18 protein-coding genes, 2 pseudogenes and 1 riboswitch are annotated in these 16398 nt (G+C 63.6%); of the genes and pseudogenes, 8 read left to right on the top strand and 12 right to left on the bottom strand.

What is annotated here, in order from left to right:
* Positions 1–35: 35 nt before the first annotated feature.
* From thiC to C7G61_RS15685, 6 genes are all read right to left on the bottom strand, one after another.
* Positions 36–1934: a phosphomethylpyrimidine synthase ThiC gene (gene thiC / locus C7G61_RS15710; RefSeq protein ID WP_108515627.1), complete on the bottom strand. Its 1899-nt coding sequence runs from the start codon at positions 1932–1934 to the stop codon at positions 36–38.
* 141 nt (positions 1935–2075) lie between these two features.
* Complete coding sequence (gene thiE / locus C7G61_RS15705; RefSeq protein WP_108515624.1) at positions 2076–2684, bottom strand: thiamine phosphate synthase; 609 nt, start codon at positions 2682–2684, stop codon at positions 2076–2078.
* Positions 2671–3453 carry a thiazole synthase gene (locus C7G61_RS15700; RefSeq protein ID WP_108515622.1) on the bottom strand — a complete coding sequence of 261 codons (783 nt, stop codon included), beginning with the start codon at positions 3451–3453 and terminating at the stop codon, positions 2671–2673. The genes thiE and C7G61_RS15700 overlap by 14 nt, the downstream gene beginning before the upstream one ends.
* A 174-nt stretch (positions 3454–3627) precedes the next feature.
* Positions 3628–3825 carry a sulfur carrier protein ThiS gene (gene thiS / locus C7G61_RS15695; RefSeq protein WP_108515620.1) on the bottom strand — a complete coding sequence of 66 codons (198 nt, stop codon included), beginning with the start codon at positions 3823–3825 and terminating at the stop codon, positions 3628–3630.
* Entirely contained in the window at positions 3816–4826 is a 1011-nt protein-coding gene (locus C7G61_RS15690) for an FAD-dependent oxidoreductase (protein WP_108515618.1), read from the bottom strand. The genes thiS and C7G61_RS15690 overlap by 10 nt, the downstream gene beginning before the upstream one ends.
* Positions 4814–4959, bottom strand: a riboswitch (TPP riboswitch). It overlaps the preceding gene by 13 nt.
* 96 nt (positions 4960–5055) lie before the next feature.
* Complete coding sequence (locus tag C7G61_RS15685; RefSeq protein ID WP_108515616.1) at positions 5056–5580, bottom strand: lytic transglycosylase domain-containing protein; 525 nt, start codon at positions 5578–5580, stop codon at positions 5056–5058.
* A gap of 372 nt (positions 5581–5952) precedes the next feature.
* Between C7G61_RS15685 and C7G61_RS15680 the strand changes: the two genes are divergently transcribed.
* Positions 5953–6147, top strand: a complete 195-nt coding sequence (locus C7G61_RS15680; RefSeq protein ID WP_108515614.1) for a hypothetical protein — start codon at positions 5953–5955, stop codon at positions 6145–6147.
* A 9-nt stretch (positions 6148–6156) separates the two neighbouring features.
* Here the strand turns inward: C7G61_RS15680 and C7G61_RS15675 are convergent.
* Positions 6157–7057 (bottom strand): annotated as a pseudogene (locus C7G61_RS15675) (ATP-binding protein).
* Between the two features lie 2 nt (positions 7058–7059).
* Positions 7060–7269 (bottom strand): annotated as a pseudogene (locus C7G61_RS15670) (winged helix-turn-helix domain-containing protein); the annotation flags it as partial.
* Here C7G61_RS15670 and C7G61_RS44665 point away from each other — a divergent pair.
* The 4 genes from C7G61_RS44665 to C7G61_RS15655 all read left to right on the top strand — a co-directional run bounded on the left by C7G61_RS44665 (position 7240) and on the right by C7G61_RS15655 (position 9070).
* Positions 7240–7479 (top strand): hypothetical protein, encoded by a 240-nt coding sequence (locus C7G61_RS44665; protein WP_190241841.1) that lies wholly within the window; start codon positions 7240–7242, stop codon positions 7477–7479. The pseudogene C7G61_RS15670 and the gene C7G61_RS44665 sit on opposite strands and share 30 nt — an antisense overlap.
* 129 nt (positions 7480–7608) lie before the next feature.
* On the top strand, positions 7609–7986 hold the full coding sequence (locus tag C7G61_RS15665) for a PRC-barrel domain-containing protein (protein WP_108515612.1): 378 nt from the start codon (positions 7609–7611) through the stop codon (positions 7984–7986).
* A 103-nt stretch (positions 7987–8089) separates the two neighbouring features.
* Positions 8090–8635: a PRC-barrel domain-containing protein gene (locus tag C7G61_RS15660; RefSeq protein WP_108515610.1), complete on the top strand. Its 546-nt coding sequence runs from the start codon at positions 8090–8092 to the stop codon at positions 8633–8635.
* A 219-nt stretch (positions 8636–8854) separates the two neighbouring features.
* Positions 8855–9070, top strand: coding sequence for a dodecin family protein (locus C7G61_RS15655; RefSeq protein WP_108515607.1), 216 nt, complete (start codon positions 8855–8857; stop codon positions 9068–9070).
* A gap of 161 nt (positions 9071–9231) precedes the next feature.
* On the opposite strand, the gene C7G61_RS15650 is transcribed toward C7G61_RS15655, so the two are convergent.
* From C7G61_RS15650 to C7G61_RS44660, 3 genes are all read right to left on the bottom strand, one after another.
* Positions 9232–10800 (bottom strand): DUF4403 family protein, encoded by a 1569-nt coding sequence (locus C7G61_RS15650; protein ID WP_108515605.1) that lies wholly within the window; start codon positions 10798–10800, stop codon positions 9232–9234.
* 141 nt (positions 10801–10941) lie between these two features.
* A complete protein-coding gene (locus tag C7G61_RS15645; protein ID WP_108515603.1) occupies positions 10942–11634 on the bottom strand; it encodes a L,D-transpeptidase in 693 nt (230 codons plus the stop codon).
* 291 nt (positions 11635–11925) lie between these two features.
* Entirely contained in the window at positions 11926–12153 is a 228-nt protein-coding gene (locus C7G61_RS44660) for a hypothetical protein (protein ID WP_190241840.1), read from the bottom strand.
* Positions 12154–12305: 152 nt separating this feature from the next.
* Between C7G61_RS44660 and C7G61_RS46025 the strand changes: the two genes are divergently transcribed.
* A complete protein-coding gene (locus C7G61_RS46025) occupies positions 12306–12842 on the top strand; it encodes a hypothetical protein (protein WP_244608314.1) in 537 nt (178 codons plus the stop codon).
* Between the two features lie 128 nt (positions 12843–12970).
* Here the strand turns inward: C7G61_RS46025 and C7G61_RS15635 are convergent, their stop codons facing one another.
* On the bottom strand, positions 12971–14365 hold the full coding sequence (locus C7G61_RS15635) for a TAXI family TRAP transporter solute-binding subunit (RefSeq protein WP_108515739.1): 1395 nt from the start codon (positions 14363–14365) through the stop codon (positions 12971–12973).
* A gap of 131 nt (positions 14366–14496) precedes the next feature.
* Between C7G61_RS15635 and C7G61_RS15630 the strand changes: the two genes are divergently transcribed.
* Complete coding sequence (locus C7G61_RS15630) at positions 14497–15552, top strand: glycosyltransferase family 4 protein (protein WP_108515601.1); 1056 nt, start codon at positions 14497–14499, stop codon at positions 15550–15552.
* Positions 15553–15596: 44 nt separating this feature from the next.
* On the top strand, positions 15597–16286 hold the full coding sequence (locus tag C7G61_RS15625) for a class I SAM-dependent methyltransferase (RefSeq protein ID WP_108515599.1): 690 nt from the start codon (positions 15597–15599) through the stop codon (positions 16284–16286).
* Positions 16287–16398 lie beyond the last annotated feature (112 nt).

Below are 16398 nucleotides of genomic sequence, written 5' to 3'. Positions count from 1 at the left end.
GTCAAGCCCGGGCATGACGAGGAGAGAGCGGTGCCTCACAACACCCGATTACTCTCCTTCACCTTCTCCGCATCCAGATAGAGGTCGCTTCCCATCTCCTTGAACTTCTGGCTCATCGCCGCCATCCCATCCTCGATAGTCCCACTCACCGACATCCCGACACTCGCCGGATCGTTCAGCGTCGCCGCATAATCCCGCACGTCCTGCGTAATCTTCATCGAACAGAATTTCGGGCCGCACATTGAGCAGAAGTGGGCGACCTTGTGGGCTTCCTTCGGCAGGGTTTCGTCGTGGAAGCTTTTTGCGGTGTCCGGATCGAGGCCGAGGTTGAACTGGTCGGTCCAGCGGAAGTCGAACCTCGCACGGGAGAGCGCGTCGTCGCGAAGTTGCGCGGCGGGGTGGCCCTTGGCGAGGTCGCTCGCGTGGGCGGCGATCTTGTAGGTGATGACGCCGACCTTGACGTCGTTACGGTCGGGGAGGCCGAGATGCTCCTTCGGCGTGACGTAGCAGAGCATGGCGCAGCCGAACCAGCCGATCATGGCCGCACCAATGCCTGAGGTGATGTGGTCGTAGCCCGGCGCGATGTCCGTGGTCAGCGGCCCAAGCGTGTAGAACGGGGCTTCGCCGCATTCCTTGAGCTGCTTGTCCATGTTGATCTTGATCTTGTGCATCGGCACATGGCCGGGGCCTTCGATCATCACCTGGCAGCCCTTGTCCCACGCGATCTTCGTGAGTTCGCCGAGCGTCTCCAGTTCGGCGAACTGTGCGCGGTCGTTGGCGTCGGCGATCGAGCCGGGACGCAGGCCGTCGCCGAGCGAGAACGAGACGTCATACTTGCGCATGAGGTCGCAGATCTCATCGAAATGGGTGTAGAGGAAGCTCTCCTTGTGATGCGCCAGGCACCACTTCGCCATGATCGAGCCGCCGCGCGACACGATGCCGGTGACGCGGTTGGCGGTGAGGTGGATGTAGGGCAGGCGCACGCCGGCGTGGATGGTAAAATAGTCCACGCCCTGTTCGCACTGCTCGATCAGCGTATCCTTGTAGAGCTCCCAGGTCAGTTTTACCGGATCGCCTTCGCACTTCTCCAGCGCTTGATAAATGGGAACGGTGCCGATCGGGATCGGCGCATTTCGAAGAATCCATTCGCGGGTGGTGTGGATGTTGCGCCCCGTGGAGAGGTCCATCACGGTGTCGGCGCCCCAGCGGATCGCCCACACCATCTTGTCGACTTCCTCTTCCACCGACGACGTCACGGCGGAGTTGCCGATATTGGCGTTGATCTTGGTCAGGAAATTGCGGCCGATGATCATCGGCTCGAGTTCGGCGTGGTTGATGTTGCAGGGAATAATGGCCCGGCCGCGCGCGATCTCGCTGCGGACGAACTCCGGCGTGATGAAGGCGGGGACTTCGGCGCCAAAGCTTTCGCCGTCGGCCAACGCTGCCTCGGCGCGTTCGAGCTGTTGCTTGCGGCCGAGGTTTTCGCGCTCGGCGACGTAGATCATCTCTTTCGTGATGATGCCGGCGCGGGCGAATTCGAGCTGGGTGATCTTGTGGCCGTCGAGGCCGCGCAGCGGCTTGTGGTGCGCGGTGAAGGCCTTTGCGGCGTGCGACGCGCCGACATTGCCGTTGTCTTCCGGCTTGATCTCGCGGCCCTGATATTCCTCGACGCCGCCGCGCTCCTTGACCCAGGCGAGACGATTGCGCGACAGGCCGGCGTTGACGTCGATGGTCACGGTCGGATCGGTGTAGGGGCCGGAGGTGTCGTACACGGAAAGGTTCGGCTCGCCGGCGCCTTCGCTCAAAATGATCTCACGCAGAGGCACGCGCAGGTCGGGCGCGGCGTCCGGGGTGGCGAAGATTTTGCGGGACGAGGGAAGGGGCCCGGTGGTGACGGCGGGAAGGGTGGTGTCGGGATTGGAGCGAATGTTCATACTGTATCCTCCGTTGAATTTCTGATTGGTTTCTCCGTCATTGCGAGCGCAGCGAAGCAATCCATCCCACCGAGCATGCGGTAAGAATGGATTGCTTCGTCGCTGCGCTCCTCGCAATGACGTTGATAGTTTCGTAAATCATCACGCGGCCTCCGCGCTCTGGCCGAGCCATTGCCGCACCCGCGCGTCGGGGTCGGCGTGCTGGGTGACGTCGCTGACGACGGCGATGGAATCCGCGCCGGCGGCAAAAATCTCAGGCGACTGTTCGAACTTGATGCCGCCGATTGCGACCAGCGGTATGTCGCTGATGCGCTTCTTCCATTCGGTGATCTTTGGAATGCCCTGCGGGGCGAAGCGCATGGATTTCAGCGTGGTCGGGAAAATCGGACCGAGCGCGATGTAGTCCGGCTTCGCTGCCAGCGCGATCGCCAGCTCTTCGTCGTCATGGGTGGAGATGCCGAGCGTCAGTCCGGCTTTGCGGATTTCGCCGAGGTCGGCGTCCGCGAGGTCTTCCTGGCCGAGATGCAGGTGTTTTGCGCCGGCGACGATCGCCGCGCGCCAGTAGTCGTTGACCACGAGTTTTACCGGCGTGCCCTTGATGGCCTCGAGCGCGTCGGTCACGATCTGCAGCGCCTGGGATTCATTGAGGTCCTTGGCGCGCAACTGGATGGTGCCGGCGCCGAGCAGCGCCAGCCGCGTCACCCAAGCGACGTTGTGAACCACGGGATAGAATTTATCAGGATACGGCATGCCAGAACGGTGTCCCGATCACAGGGGTTGAGGGCGAGGCGAAGTCGCGGGCTTCCATCAGGCCGGCTTCGTAGGCGGTGCGGCCGGCTTCCACGCCGAGGCGGAACGCATTGGCCATCACGACAGGATCGGCAGCCTTTGCGATCGCCGTGTTGAGCAGCACGGCGTCGTAGCCGAGTTCGAGGGCGTGGGCGGCATGCGACGGCGCGCCGAGGCCGGCGTCGACCACCAGCGTGATGTCGGGCAGACGCTCGCGCATGAGTTTTAGCGCGTCACGGTTGGTGATGCCTTTTGCACTTCCTATTGGCGCGGCCCAGGGCATCACGACCTTGCAGCCGGCATCGACCAGCCGCATCGCGACCGAAAGGTCTTCGGTGCAGTAGGGGAACACTTCAAAACCGTCCTTGATCAGGATGCCGGCGGCTTCGACCAGGCCGACCACGTCGGGTTGCAGCGTGTCGTTGTCGGCAATCACCTCCAGCTTGATCCAGGGCGTGGAGAACAACTCACGCGCCAGTTTTGCCGTCGTCACCGCCTCGCGCACGCTGCGGCAGCCGGCGGTGTTCGGCAGCACCGTGACATCAAGCTCGCGGATCAGCGACCAGAACGCGTCGCCGGTCTTGCCGCCGGCGGCCTCGCGCCGCAGCGACACGGTGACGATGTTGGCCCCCGACGCGCGGATCGCGTCCTGCATGATCGCCGGCGAGGGGTAGAGCGCCGAGCCGATCAGGAGGCGGGAGGAGAAGGTTTTGCCGTAGAAGTTCAGCATGGTGTCAGTGTCCCGTTCTTTCCCGGTCGTCCCTGCGCACGCAGGGACCCATACCGCGTGATCTCGCGTATCGGCGCGGTCGCAGATACCTTTCGTCATCACGAAGGCCGGTGGTTATGGGTCCCTGCGTTCGCAGGGACGACGGGGGGAGAGAGTTTGCGCACAAAACCATCCTCACCCTCCCTGCCGCGGCGTGATGATCTCGATCTCGTCGCCGGCCTTCAGCACCGTCTCGGCCCAGCGGCTCTTCGGCAGCACGTCGTAATTCAGCGCAATCGCGAAATGCGTGCCCTCGTATTCGAGCTCTGAGAGCAGGGCGTCGACGCGGGAAGAAGCGATCTCCCGTTCTTCGCCGTTGACGGTCACACGCATCGCATCACCTCATTGTCGATCGCGCCGCGCTGGACATAGCCGAGCGTCAGCTCGGCGAGCGCAGGGGCCAGCAGGAAGCCGTGGCGATAGAGCCCGTTCACCGCGATCTTCTTGTCGACCGTGATCCGCGGCAGATTATCCGGGTAGGCCGGACGAAGGCCCGAGCCGAACTCGACGATGCGCGCCTCGGCGAAGGCCGGATGCACCGCATAGGCGGCGCCGAGCAGCTCCAGCGCCGAGCGCACGCTGACGCCGGTGTCCTCGGCCTCGATCGAGGTCGCGCCCAGCATGAACTTGTTGTCGCCGCGCGGGATCACGTAGAGCGGCCAGCGCGGATGGATCAGCCGCACCGGGCGCGACAGTTCAACCTCGCTCGTCTCAACGATGATCATCTCGCCCTTGACGCCGCGCAGATCGGGCTGCTCGTTTCGCGCCGCCAGCCCGCGGCAGTCGATCACGATGCCGTCGAGGTCGTCGGCATCGGCATCGCAGTCGAACTTGATGATGCCGCCGGCGGCTTCGATGCGGGCATGCAGTTCGGGGAGCACGCGGCGCGGCTCGACATGGCCCTCGCCGGCATAGAACAGGCCGTCGCGGAAACGGCCATCCAGCGACGGTTCGAGGTCGCGTAAACCGCCCGCGTCGAGCCTGACATGACCGGTGGTCAGCTTCGCAAACCGTTCGAAATCGGCACGGTCGCGCGCATGTGCCACGACCAGCGATCCGTTGAACGGGGTATTGGGAAAATGCTCGCGCCACAGATCGAGCGAGCGGATGCCGAGCCGGCCGATCACGGGCTCAGAGGTCTCGGCCTCGCACCAGGGGGCCAGCATGCCGCCGGCCCAGTGGCTGGTGGAAAGCGTCATATCGGCGTCACTGCGCTCATACAGAGTGACGGCATGGCCGGCCTGTGCGAACAGCAACGCCTGCCATGCGCCGGCAATGCCCGCTCCGATGATGGAAACGGGGGAATCCCCCCGCGGATCTGACTTCTGGTACATCCCTGTCCCTTCGCCGGCATGACCCGGATCAGGTTCAAAGGGTCACCGCGGTCCTGGGCGCCTCTACTTTGAGGTAGAACTGCCCAAGCTTGCGGTATCTCAGCTCCTCATCGGAGCACCCCTCGGAACAGGGCTAATGTAGGCAGTTGGGCGGAGGTGTCAACGCGGCTTTGCGGGAACTGCACCGCTGCCGTGCGCCGGACGCGGCGCAGCCGGGCCCAAAACCCCGCTACTGGGAGGTCTGCATTGCGTTCGCCTCAGCGGGCGTTTTCGCCGTTTCGACGGGCTTGGCGACGATTTTCGGCGGCACACCACTTGCGAGCACCGGGGTGGTGAGCCTCGGCTGCTCGAGCCGCTGGCGCTTTGCAGCGTAGTAATAGCCGCCCGCATAATAACGCACGGCCCGGCTGTGATCGCCGTTGGCGGCGCGGTAGGCGCCGGCCAGATATTTGATGCCCCAGGCGAGATTGGTGTCGGGATCGCGCAGGCCCGCGGCGTCGCCGGTGTAGCCGAGGCCGCGCGCGGTCGGGAGCTTGATCTGCATCAGCCCGATGGTGCCGCCGCGCCCGACGAGGCTTGGATGATACTTGCTCTCGCGCACGATCACCCGGTGCACCAGCGCTTCCGGCACGTTGTTGGCGCGCGCATGGCTTGCGACCATGCTCTCATACTGCGCGCGGCTCTGCGCCATCGCATCGGGTGAGGCCACAAGCGCCGCGATGGCGGCGAGCGCGAACTTCGGCAAACTTTTCATAAAATCAAATCCCGGCGGACAGGGAGCGTTAACGGTTCGGCGTTTTCGGTAGTTCCATTACCGGGCACAGATGTGGCGAAAAACCGACGATATCGCGGCGGGATGTCCGTAGCTGGCGCACGCGCTAACGGACCTGGGCGATCGTGACGCTGAAATTGTCAGTGCGATGCATCGCTTCTGTTACGCGAATCTGCGTCATGCGGACGCGCATGATTGTCGTGCAAATAATGCGATGAAAGTGTACAAGCGTTGCCGCCAGAATGTTCTATTTCGACAGCAATCCTGTCTCATTCAACGACATAACCAATCATCGATTTTGCAAAACGTCGTCAGCAAGACGTCGAAAGCAAGACGTCAAAAGGGAGATGCGTCATGGCTCGACTCGATTCCAGCTATCTGCCTCGCGGCAACCCCTGCGCCCAGTGCGGCAAGCCGATCGCAAGACCCGATTGGGTAGAGAGCAGTCCGGGCCGCACATCCTTCCTCTGGTTCTGCCGCGCCTGCGACTATCGCTTCGAGGCGATCGCAATCTACGAGGAAGCGGATCCCGACGCGCTCGCAGCCTGAAGCAATGAACTAGGCCGCAGCGCGGCCGCTGCTCTGGTGGATCGGCAATCGCATCCGAACCACCAGTCCATGCGGCCGCCGGTCATGCAGCGACAGCGTGCCGCCATGCGCCGTTGCGATGGCGTTGGTGATTGATAGACCAAGGCCGAAGCCCGCCGCCTCGTCCATATTGCGGGCCTCGTCGCCGCGCACAAACGGCTCCAGCACATTCTGCTTTTGCGCATCCGAAATGCCGGGGCCGTCGTCTTCGACGTCGATGGTGAGCTGGTCCGCCGAGACACGAAGGCGGATCACCGCTTCGGCGCCGAATCTCACGGCATTCTCCACCAGATTGGTGACGGCGCGGTGCAGGTCGTCGGGCCGCACCGTGGCCATGGCATGCGCGGGGCCGTCATAGGCGACCTTGCGTCCCATGTCGGCGAACTGGTCGGTGATGAGCTGCAGCGTGCTGGCGATGTCGGCCAGCGTCATCGCCTCCAACCTGCGGCCGTTGCGCAGGAACGACAGCACGGACTCAAGCATCGAGCGCATCTGGTCGAGATCGTCGAGCATGCGGCTGCGATGGGTCTCGTCCTCGATGAATTCGGAGCGAAGACGCATTCTTGTAATCGGCGTGCGCAGATCGTGGCTAATCGCGGCGAGCATTTTGGTGCGGTCGTCGATGCCGAGCTGCGAAAAGGCGCGCGCGATGTCGGCGGAGAGCCGCGGCCGTTCCGATGCGGGCGCTGCACCGAGCAGCTGCACGGCTGCGGCAAGCTGGGCCGTGGCCGCGGTCAGACGACGGCTCCGGCCGGTCGGGCCGCTGCAGCAGGAAACTCGCGGTGATGATCAGATGAAGCGCTGCGATCGAGACGACGACGAGGGCTGCGATCTGGCCGCTGATGCCGCGCAGGTTCAACAGGCCCTTCATGATCAGTGACCGGCGGCGGTCACCGCCTCGACGCTGATGGCTTCAACGCGCGGGGTGAACATGTAGCCGCCGGAGCGCACCGTCTTGATCAGGGTGGCAGCTTGCGGATCGGGTTCGATCTTGCGGCGGATGCGGCTGACCAGCACGTCGATCGAGCGTTCGAACGAGCCGGCGTTGCGGCCTTGCGTGAGGTCGAGCAGGCTGTCGCGCGACCCGGCGGTCCGCCGCCTGCGGATGGCGCGTCCTCCAGCGACGACTCCTCCTCGTCGAGCACGACTTCGATCGACGACATTCTCAAGCAGTTCCTGCAATCGCTGCAGGAATCGCTGTCGGCTTCGGCGTCGACGAGCTATGGCGCGACCGGTACTTCGAGCAGCAGCAACGCGTCGTTCTCGGCGTTGCTGATCGACTATCAGAGCTGATTTTTCCCCGCGCAGCTCCGTACCTTGCAACCCATCCTTTCCGACAGGGAAGGATGGTTGTCCTTTTTTGCGGCTGGAACCGCGCGGTTGCTGCGGCGTTGATTCACCTCTTCATTTGTGGAGGGTGCGATGGCAATCGACGTCATGGCCAAGCCGCATCAGTTGATCGCGAGCGACCGTGTCGAGGGGACCGCGGTGCGCCGGCCGAACGGGGACATGATCGGCCATATCGAACGGCTGATGATCGACAAGGTCACCGGTAAAGTATCCTATGCAATTCTGAGTTTCGGCGGCTTTCTCGGCATCGGCGCCAATCTGATTCCGTTGCCGTGGGGACGGCTTCGCTACAACATGAAGTTCGAAGCCTATGAACTCGACGTCGACGATGAAGAGCTGAAGCGCGCGCCGTCGTTCCGTGCCGACAAGGATTTCGACTGGGGCGATCGCGCGAAGGAAGCCGAGCTGCATCGCTATTACGGCATGCCGCCTTACTGGGGCGGCTTTTGACCGCAGTGCGGCGCAGGTTTCCGCGCGAAATGCGTGGAACACTTGTTGAAGTGACGGGTTCTTCCAGAGCGTTTCCTGAAATGAGGAGATGAGGAGAACCGATATGTTAACCAAAACTGCCGTTGCCGGCCTCGCGGCTTCCGCGTTGCTGGCGAGTGTCGCGTTCGCGCAACAAAGTCCTTCGGCAACGACTGACCGCGCCACCACCGCCGCGCCTGCGGCTGCGTCCGATACCTCGTCGTTCAAGGGCAACTGGCGTACGTCGAAGATGGTCGGCCTGAATGTGTACAACGACAGCAACGAAAGCCTCGGGTCGATCAACGATCTTCTGGCCGACAAGAGCGGCGACATCAAAGCCGTGGTGATCGGCGTCGGCGGGTTCCTCGGGGTCGGCGAGCATCTGGTCGCGGTACCGATCGACAAGGTGAAGTTCGTCGACGAGCCGATTGCCTATACCGGCACGGCCGGCGCGCCTGCCACCGGTGGCGCAAGGCCTGGGACGACAGGCACGGGTACGACGACGGGTGCTGCGCCGCCCGCGCCTGCCGCCGCGCCCAAGAAGAATCCGTGGTATCCGGACCACGCCGTGTTCAGCGCGACCAAGGATCAGCTGAAGTCGATGCCGGAGTTCAAGTACTCGACCGAGTGAGGCATCGGTCGCGTAGCAATGACTTTCACAAATGGCTGGACGGCGTAAGCCGCCCGGCCATTGTGTTTATGGGCGTGTGTTTTATGGGCGCCCGCTGGCGTAAGCGCTCGCAATGGTGCAGCGCATCCTATTCACGATGCGCGTCCCGATGTTAGGTTGTAACTGGCAGGAGCACCTGCGTCCTGCCTTGCATAGACCCTTGCTCAACGGGAGGACGACATGGCTGATAGCGTCTACAAGGTCATCGAGCTGATCGGCACCAGCACAGAATCCTGGGAAAAGGCCGCGGCGGCCGCGGTCAGCCGTGCGGGAGAGTCGCTCCGCGATCTGCGCGTCGCCGAAGTCGTGAAGCTCGATCTGCAACTTGACGCCAAGGGCAAGGTCGAAGCCTACCGTGCCAAGCTGAGCGTTTCGTTCAAGTTCGAGGGGGCGTAGCGACGGCATAATCGTGGGGTGGGCAAAGGCGCGCACGCGCCGTGCCCACTATCTTCATGAGCGTGCCCACCATCTTCATGAGAAAGAAACGGTGGGCACGCTTCCGCCTTCGCTCGTTGAGCTACGGCGGACAAGTCGCTTTGCCTACCCTACGGATCTCATCACAGCCCCGGCAGCGCGGTCACATAGACGCTGATCGCGCCTTCGGCTTCCGCGATCACGCGCAGCGTTTTGGAATCGAAGGCGATGTCGGCGAGGCGCAGTCTGCTGATCTCGGCCGAGACCCGCAGGCCTTCCTCGTTCTTCTGGAAATCGGCGATCACGGCCGCAATCTTTTTCTGGGCGTTGGCAGCGAACGGCTTGAGGTCGACGGTCGCCTTTTCCGCCAGCGTCTTCTGCAGGTGCGGGATGGCCGCGCGCGCCGCGGCGCCCAGCAGCCCGAAGGCGGCTTCCGACTCGACGGCGAGTTCGATATCGGTCAGCCGCAGCGTCTGCTCGGCGTGATCGAGCACCGGCCTTCCCCAGATATGCACATTGGCCTCGCCGCCCAGCCCCAGGAAGCTCTTCTTTTCCCTGGCGCTCACCAGCAGCGAAATCAGCAGGCGATTGCCCGACGCCGCGACGCTGGCGCGCTTGACGGTGACGTCGACCGAGCCCGAACCATCTTCCGGAAAAGTCTTTCCGGCGAACTGCGCTTCCACGATTCTGTTGAGCTCGGTGAAGGGCATGTCGATGGGAACGCCGATCGCGACCCGTCCCGGCGTTGGCGGCACGATGACGATCTCGGCGGGGAACGGGCAGGAGGGCTTGGTCTCACCCGGCGTGATGCGGGTCTCCGCCTCGATACCGAGCGTCAGCGTAAGGTTCGAAGCGTCGATGCGCGGCTGCGCGGCGATCGCCCGTGTGGGGCGCAATTCCAGCCACAGCGTCGGCATCGTCGAGCCGGCCGTCGTGCCCTGCAGCGGGATCGAGCGGCAGGCCTTGGCCCACTGCACGCGCGCGTTCTGTTCGAAGGTCGGATCGTTGCGCATGCGCGCCTGCACCAGCGCGATCTGCTCGGCGACGTTTTTGTCGATCAACGGCTTCACCTGCGCGGGCACGTTGACGCGCGCGCCGGCCACGCTGAGGCTGGTGTCGCCGAGATTGACCTGTGCCGCCAAATTCGGATCGATGCGCCAGTTCGCGGCGATCTTCGGCCGCGCTGATATGACGACGTTGCCCTTGATCTCGGCGCTGGCGTTGAGGTTCTTGATGTTCACGCTGCCGATTTGTTTCGCGACATTGCCGCCGAGCAGGCCGCCGAGCGCGTCGCCGACCGCACCGGTCGCCTTCGCCGACAGCGAGCCGGTTACGTTCAATGTACCGGTCAGCGGCGTCGTCAGCGACAGCACGTCCTGCGCGCCGGTCGCTGCGATCGGCCCGCGCGAGGCGGTCCAGCCGATATCGGCGTTCTGCAGGATCTGCGATATCGGATTGTCGGCCTTGCCGGTGAACGATCGCGGCGCGCCGCGATCGGCGGCGTCGCGGATCGCCGACAGCGTCACCGCAATCGGCGCCATCACGGTGGATGCGCGCGGCGCCGGCGGCAGCGGCGGCAATTCGGCGAGCGACGGCGCCCGGTTCGTGGCACGCGGCGCGACGAAGTCCATCACCTTCAGGCTGGCCACAAATGAGACGATGACGACCGCGAGCGCAATCGAAATCGTCTTGAGATGCATCGGCAGACGCATCGTCCCCCCGGATCCCCAATGAATCGCCCCACATCGTTTTACAGCGGCGGCGAGGGCCACGCCACTGCGCAATGAGGCTGCATCAGATCAATACAAACGGCCCGGCGAAGGCCGGGGCCGCCTTTTTCGCATTAAGAAGCGCTAATGACTTACCCGGATGGTGCCGCCGAGATCGGCGCGGCGATCCGTCATCGGCAGCACGATCACCTTGGTTCCGACACTGACCCGCGAATAGAGATCGCTGACGTCTTCGTTGGTGAGGCGGAGGCAGCCTGAGGAAACACGGGTGCCGATCGTCTCCGGCGCGTTGGTGCCGTGGATGCGATAGATGGTGCCGCCGAGATACATCGCGCGGGCGCCGAGCGGGTTGCCGGGGCCGCCGGCCATGTGGCGCGGCAGATAGGGCTGGCGGGCGATCATTTGCGGCGGCGGGGTCCAGGCCGGCCATTCGGCCTTGCGGGTGATCGTTTGCGTGCCGGACCAGGTGAACCCGTCGCGGCCGATGCCGATGCCGTAGCGCATCGCCTGGCCGTTACCGAGCACGAGGTAGAGATAGGTGTTCGGGGTATCGATGATAACAGTGCCCGGCGCCTCGCGGGTCGGGTAGCTCACGACCTGGCGACGCAGGCGCGCCGGCAGTTCGACCGAGCGGTCTTCTTCGTCCCGGGGGGCAGCCTGCACCGGCGGCGGGGCCGCCTCGATCTGCGGCAGGAAAAACGGAAACAGCGGCAGCGGAGCCGCCGCGGCAGGTGCGGAAAATGCGGTCGCGCCGATCGCCAGCGCGCCAAAAATGGCGGCAGCAAAGCGGGTATTGAGGCTAAATGAATTAAACATTGGTCGTCCCCTGTTCTACGCCCAGTCACGCCGTTTTCGGCGCGTCGTTGGGGAAACGTGTACAGGTGAACCGTTTCAGGACATTTGCACAAAATAGCCAAAATGGTTTCGTCGCGTTAGGGAATTGTTTCATTAAGGTTTCGTTGACGGCCGCGGCCCTCATCTTGAGACCAGCGCAGCCGGCTCTTGGGGATCGGCATTCGCCCGCGAATCGATCGACTGCCTGTCTCCAGCAGGCATAGCCCTTGCCCAGGCTTTCTTCGCTTGACCAACGGCGCATTGACCAGCGCGCTAGCTCCTAGTCTGCCGTTGTCGCCGCTCGAGGCGAAGTCTTTGCGCTCTCATGCGCTTGATGTCCTCTTCGAGCGCTTCCATCTCCGCGTTGCGCCGCTCATCTTTTGACTCCGGATCGGCGGAGCGGATTTTTTTCAGAGCCTTCTCGACGGAGAGTTTGGTTGTTTCAGCCATGGCGATCCTCTCGATCCCAGAACATGCAGGGCGGGAACCTGTCAAATTCATGGGTGCTGACCAAGGCGCTTCCTTGATTTGAGTCAACGTCCATAAAGAGACAGTAGTCTTACGCTCTTCCACGTCACGGATAACGGTTCGTCGATCTGATGCTGCTGGTCCGGTCGACGGAGTACTCACCACCAGCGTGGAGGGCAGGAGGCATGAAATGTCTGACCGCGGTGCTCGCGGCAATGCTCTTGCTTGCGCGAGCGGAAGCAAGCCATGCGCTGGTTCGAATTACCGATGACCGGGGCGGTCAGATCGGCCGCTACGTAGATCGATATGAAAAATTGCGAGCGTCAGGACACGCGATCGTCGTCGATGGCCTTTGCGCCTCCGCCTGCACAATTGTCCTCGGCACGATCCCCTACAACAAGATCTGTGTGACTCCGAATGCCGAGTTCGCCTTCCATGCCGCCTGGGATTTCGGAAGGCGCGGACGGGCTATTCCGAACCCGGAAGCAACCAGAGAGCTCTTTTCAATGTATCCATCGCAGGTCCAGCGCTGGATCGCCAGTCGCGGCGGCTTGTCTGCGCGCACGATCTTTCTGCGAGGCAGGCAGCTCGCAGCGATGTACCCTGCCTGCTACGGGGGCACGCAAGCTGCTACGACGCGGCGCATCGAGGGTTCTGTCTTAAGAAACTCCGGCCGACGGGAGCGGCCGGGATTGTTTGCAAGGGTTCACCAGCGGCGATAGTGGCGAACCCGGTACATCCCATAGCCCGCCGCCCAATACGGGCGATAGCCCGCATAGTAGCGCCTGGGGGGTCGATAATATGGGGTTCCTGCGGCGTAGCCATGATAGGGCAGGAGTAGCCGTAAGGCCTAGCTAGCGCGCATTCGCGGCGTCCCGGCAACGCCGGTCTGCAGCACCGCGCGGCGGTCTGCGACCGCATGGTGGAATTGTTCGAGCGTCAGCGCGATCACCGACAGATCACTCTCCTCGACGGTGCCGTCGTCATAGCAATCCAGCGTCTCGCGCAACATGCCGTCGGCCGCGCTTTGCATTTCGGCGAGTTCTTCCGGCGTTTCGGCCTTCCTCACCGAGGCAATCAGCTCGAGCAAATGATCGCGATGGGCAATGTACTGCTCGCGCTCGTCCTTGTTCCAGTAGTGCTTCAGCCAGGCGCCGGCCGATCCCAGGCCCGAGAGGATCAGGACCAGGAACCAGATGTAGTCGGTGTATTTTTCGAGGAACGTGCGCTCGTTGCCGTCGATATAGGCGGCCGCTCCCGCATGCGCCGGCAGCGCGGCATCCTTGTCGGTATCAGGCTTTTCGATCTGCGAGGCGGTCGGCAATTCGCGCGCGAGCTGCTGGCGGTTGGTGAAGAGCTGGCGGGCGAAGGCGGCGACCGCCGTGTCCGACAACGACTTCGGCGCGATGATCAGATGGCTGACGGCAACCGTATCGACCTTGTCTTCCGGCCGCTGCGGCGAAGAGCCGAAGATGCTGGCGGGAATTTCCTCGGATTCGTAGATCGGGTTCTTCTTCGCGATGGCATCGGCGACGTCGACCGGCAGGAACTTCGGCTCGCCGCGGGCCGCAGCCGTCAACGCGATGGCGTCGACCGTGATCTTGCTCTTGAGCGGGCCGACGGCCATGAACGCGTCGATCGTCTGGTCGCGCGCCATTTCGCCGATCTTGTCAGTGGCGAACTGGCTGATCGTGACCTTGTCGGGATTGATGCCGGACTCTTTCAGGACATTGCGCAGTAGCGTGACATTGGCCTGCGTCCGCCCGATCACGCCGACGCGGTGGCCGGCGAGTTCATCGAGACTCTTGATCTTGGGGGTCGGCTGCTTCTTCGAGCCCTTGGCGGGAAGGCCGGAAGGCGCCCACAGCACGACGACATTCTTGCGCAGGATGGCGACCGACTCGGCGTTCTCCGGCAGGTTGAGGTCGCCGCGGGCGACCGCGAGATCGGCCTTGCCGGCCGTGAACAACGCGATGCTCTCCGCCGCCCCCTCCGTCGTGACCAGCGACAGCCGCACCGAGCTGCCCTCGCGCGCGAACGTCTGCGCCATCAACTGGACCAGTTTCTGGTCCTCGCTGCCGGCAGGTCCCACCGCGATCCGCAGCGTCGTCGGCCGCAGCGCGTAATACAGCGCGCCGGCGGCAACGCCGAAGGCGAGCATGCCGGCGGCAAGGATCAGAAGCGCGTAGCTCCGCCGCTGTCGCCGGCGGCGGGATCGTGCAGGATTGTCGTTCGGGTCTGACATCATTCTGTCACGTTACCTGAAAAGCGTGGAGCTGGGTTTAAAAAACAACCTTACAGAACGATGACGTCATACGCTTGAAATATCCATGTCCCAACGTCGGATTTGAGAATCATTAATCTCGGGTCCGGGACATGAAGATACTGATCGCGACCGACGCGTGGCATCCGCAGGTGAATGGCGTCGTGCGCACACTGACGTCGCTTAAGCGCAGCGCCTCAGCGCTTGGCGCCGACATCAGCTTTCTCACGCCTGACGGATTTCCGTCGATGCCCCTGCCGACCTATCCTGGCTTGCGCGTCGCGCTGCCGAACCGCCGCGAGATCGCGCGCCGGATCGAGGAAGCCGTGCCGGACGCCATCCACATCGCGACCGAAGGACCAATCGGCTGGGCGGCGCGCGCCTATTGCCGCCGCCGCAAGCTTGCGTTTACCACGTCCTATACGACGCGCTTTCCCGAATATGTCGCCGTCCGCACCGGACTCCCGGCGAGCGTCGGCTATGCGGTGATGCGGCACTTTCATGCCGCGTCTTCCACAGTCATGGTCGCGACCAATTCGTTGCGACAGGAACTCGGCGCGCGGGGCTTTCGCAAACTCGGCTTCTGGACGCGTGGCGTCGACACCGAGCTGTTCAACCCGCACACGCCGGCAACGCTGGATCTGCCGCGGCCGATCTTCATGACCATGGGCCGCGTCGCGGTCGAAAAGAATCTCGAAGCGTTCCTGTCGCTCGATTTGCCGGGATCGAAAGTGGTCGTCGGCGACGGTCCGCAGAAGGCGCAGCTCGCGAAACAATACCCCGGCGCGATTTTCCTCGGCGAGAAGGAGGGCGCGGACCTGACCGCGCATCTTGCCGCCGCCGACGTCTTCGTGTTTCCGAGCCTCACCGATACGTTCGGTGTCGTGCAGCTCGAGGCGCTGGCGTGCGGCACGCCAGTTGCGGCGTTCCCGGTCACCGGCCCGAAGGATGTCATCGCCGATCATCCGATCGGCGCGATCGACACCGATCTGCGCAGCGCGTGCCTGCGCGCGCTGACGATGTCGCGCGAGGCCTGCCGGAATTTTGCGCTTTCGCGTTCCTGGGAAAACAGCGCGCGGCAGTTCATCGGTAATTTGACGGCGCTGCAGCCAAGCCGCGCGCTGCGGCCGGTGCGCCGGGCGCCCGCCGCGAGCGCCGTACAGGGTTGAATATCAAACCAGTCATACGAGTGAGACGAGAAGGCAGGACCACCATGGCAGACATCATCAAGCTTGACGGCACGAGGCAGCTCGATTTCGACCGCGAAACGGTCGAGCAGGCCTATGATCGCTGGGCGCCGGTTTACGACCTCGTGTTCGGCGGCGTGTTCAGCAAGGGCCGCAAGGCGGCGATCCAGGCGACCAACAAGATCGGCGGCCGCGTGCTCGAGGTCGGCGTCGGCACCGGCATTTCGCTGCCGCTATACGCGCCGCATCTGCGCATCTTCGGCACCGACATTTCGGAGGCGATGCTGCAGAAGGCGAAGAAGCGCGTCGACGAACTCGGCTTGAAGAACGTCGAGGGGCTTGCGGTGATGGACGCCGAAAACCTCGAATTCCCCGACGATTCGTTCGACGTGGTGATGGCGCAGTATGTCGTCACCGCGGTGCCGAACCCGGAAAAGGCGCTCGACGAATTCGCCCGCGTGCTGCGGCCGGGCGGCGAACTCATCATCCTGACCCGCGTCAGCGCTGATGCCGGCATGCGCCGCTTCATCGAGCAGCGGCTGCAGCCGGTGGTGCGTCCGCTCGGCTTCCGCACGGCTGAATTCGCCTGGTCGCGCTATGCGCAATGGCTGGCCGGCGCGGGCGGCATCGAACTGGCGGAGCGCCGCCTGGTGCCGCCGCTCGGCCATTTCTCCCTGGTGCGTTTTCGCAAAGTCGACGTCGCTGCGGCAGCCTGACGCGTAGCGGTTGCTGTTGCGTCATCGCGTCGCTGCAAGCCGTCACATGTCAACATGATGATGTCACATGCCGGACATCGAATCTCAGTAAACACAAACCCGAAAGCATTTG

This window comes from Bradyrhizobium algeriense (assembly GCF_003062295.1).
Lineage (GTDB): Bacteria > Pseudomonadota > Alphaproteobacteria > Rhizobiales > Xanthobacteraceae > Bradyrhizobium > Bradyrhizobium algeriense.
The sequence above is the reverse complement of the archived record's forward strand: the minus strand, read 5'-3'. Positions and strand labels throughout refer to the sequence as shown.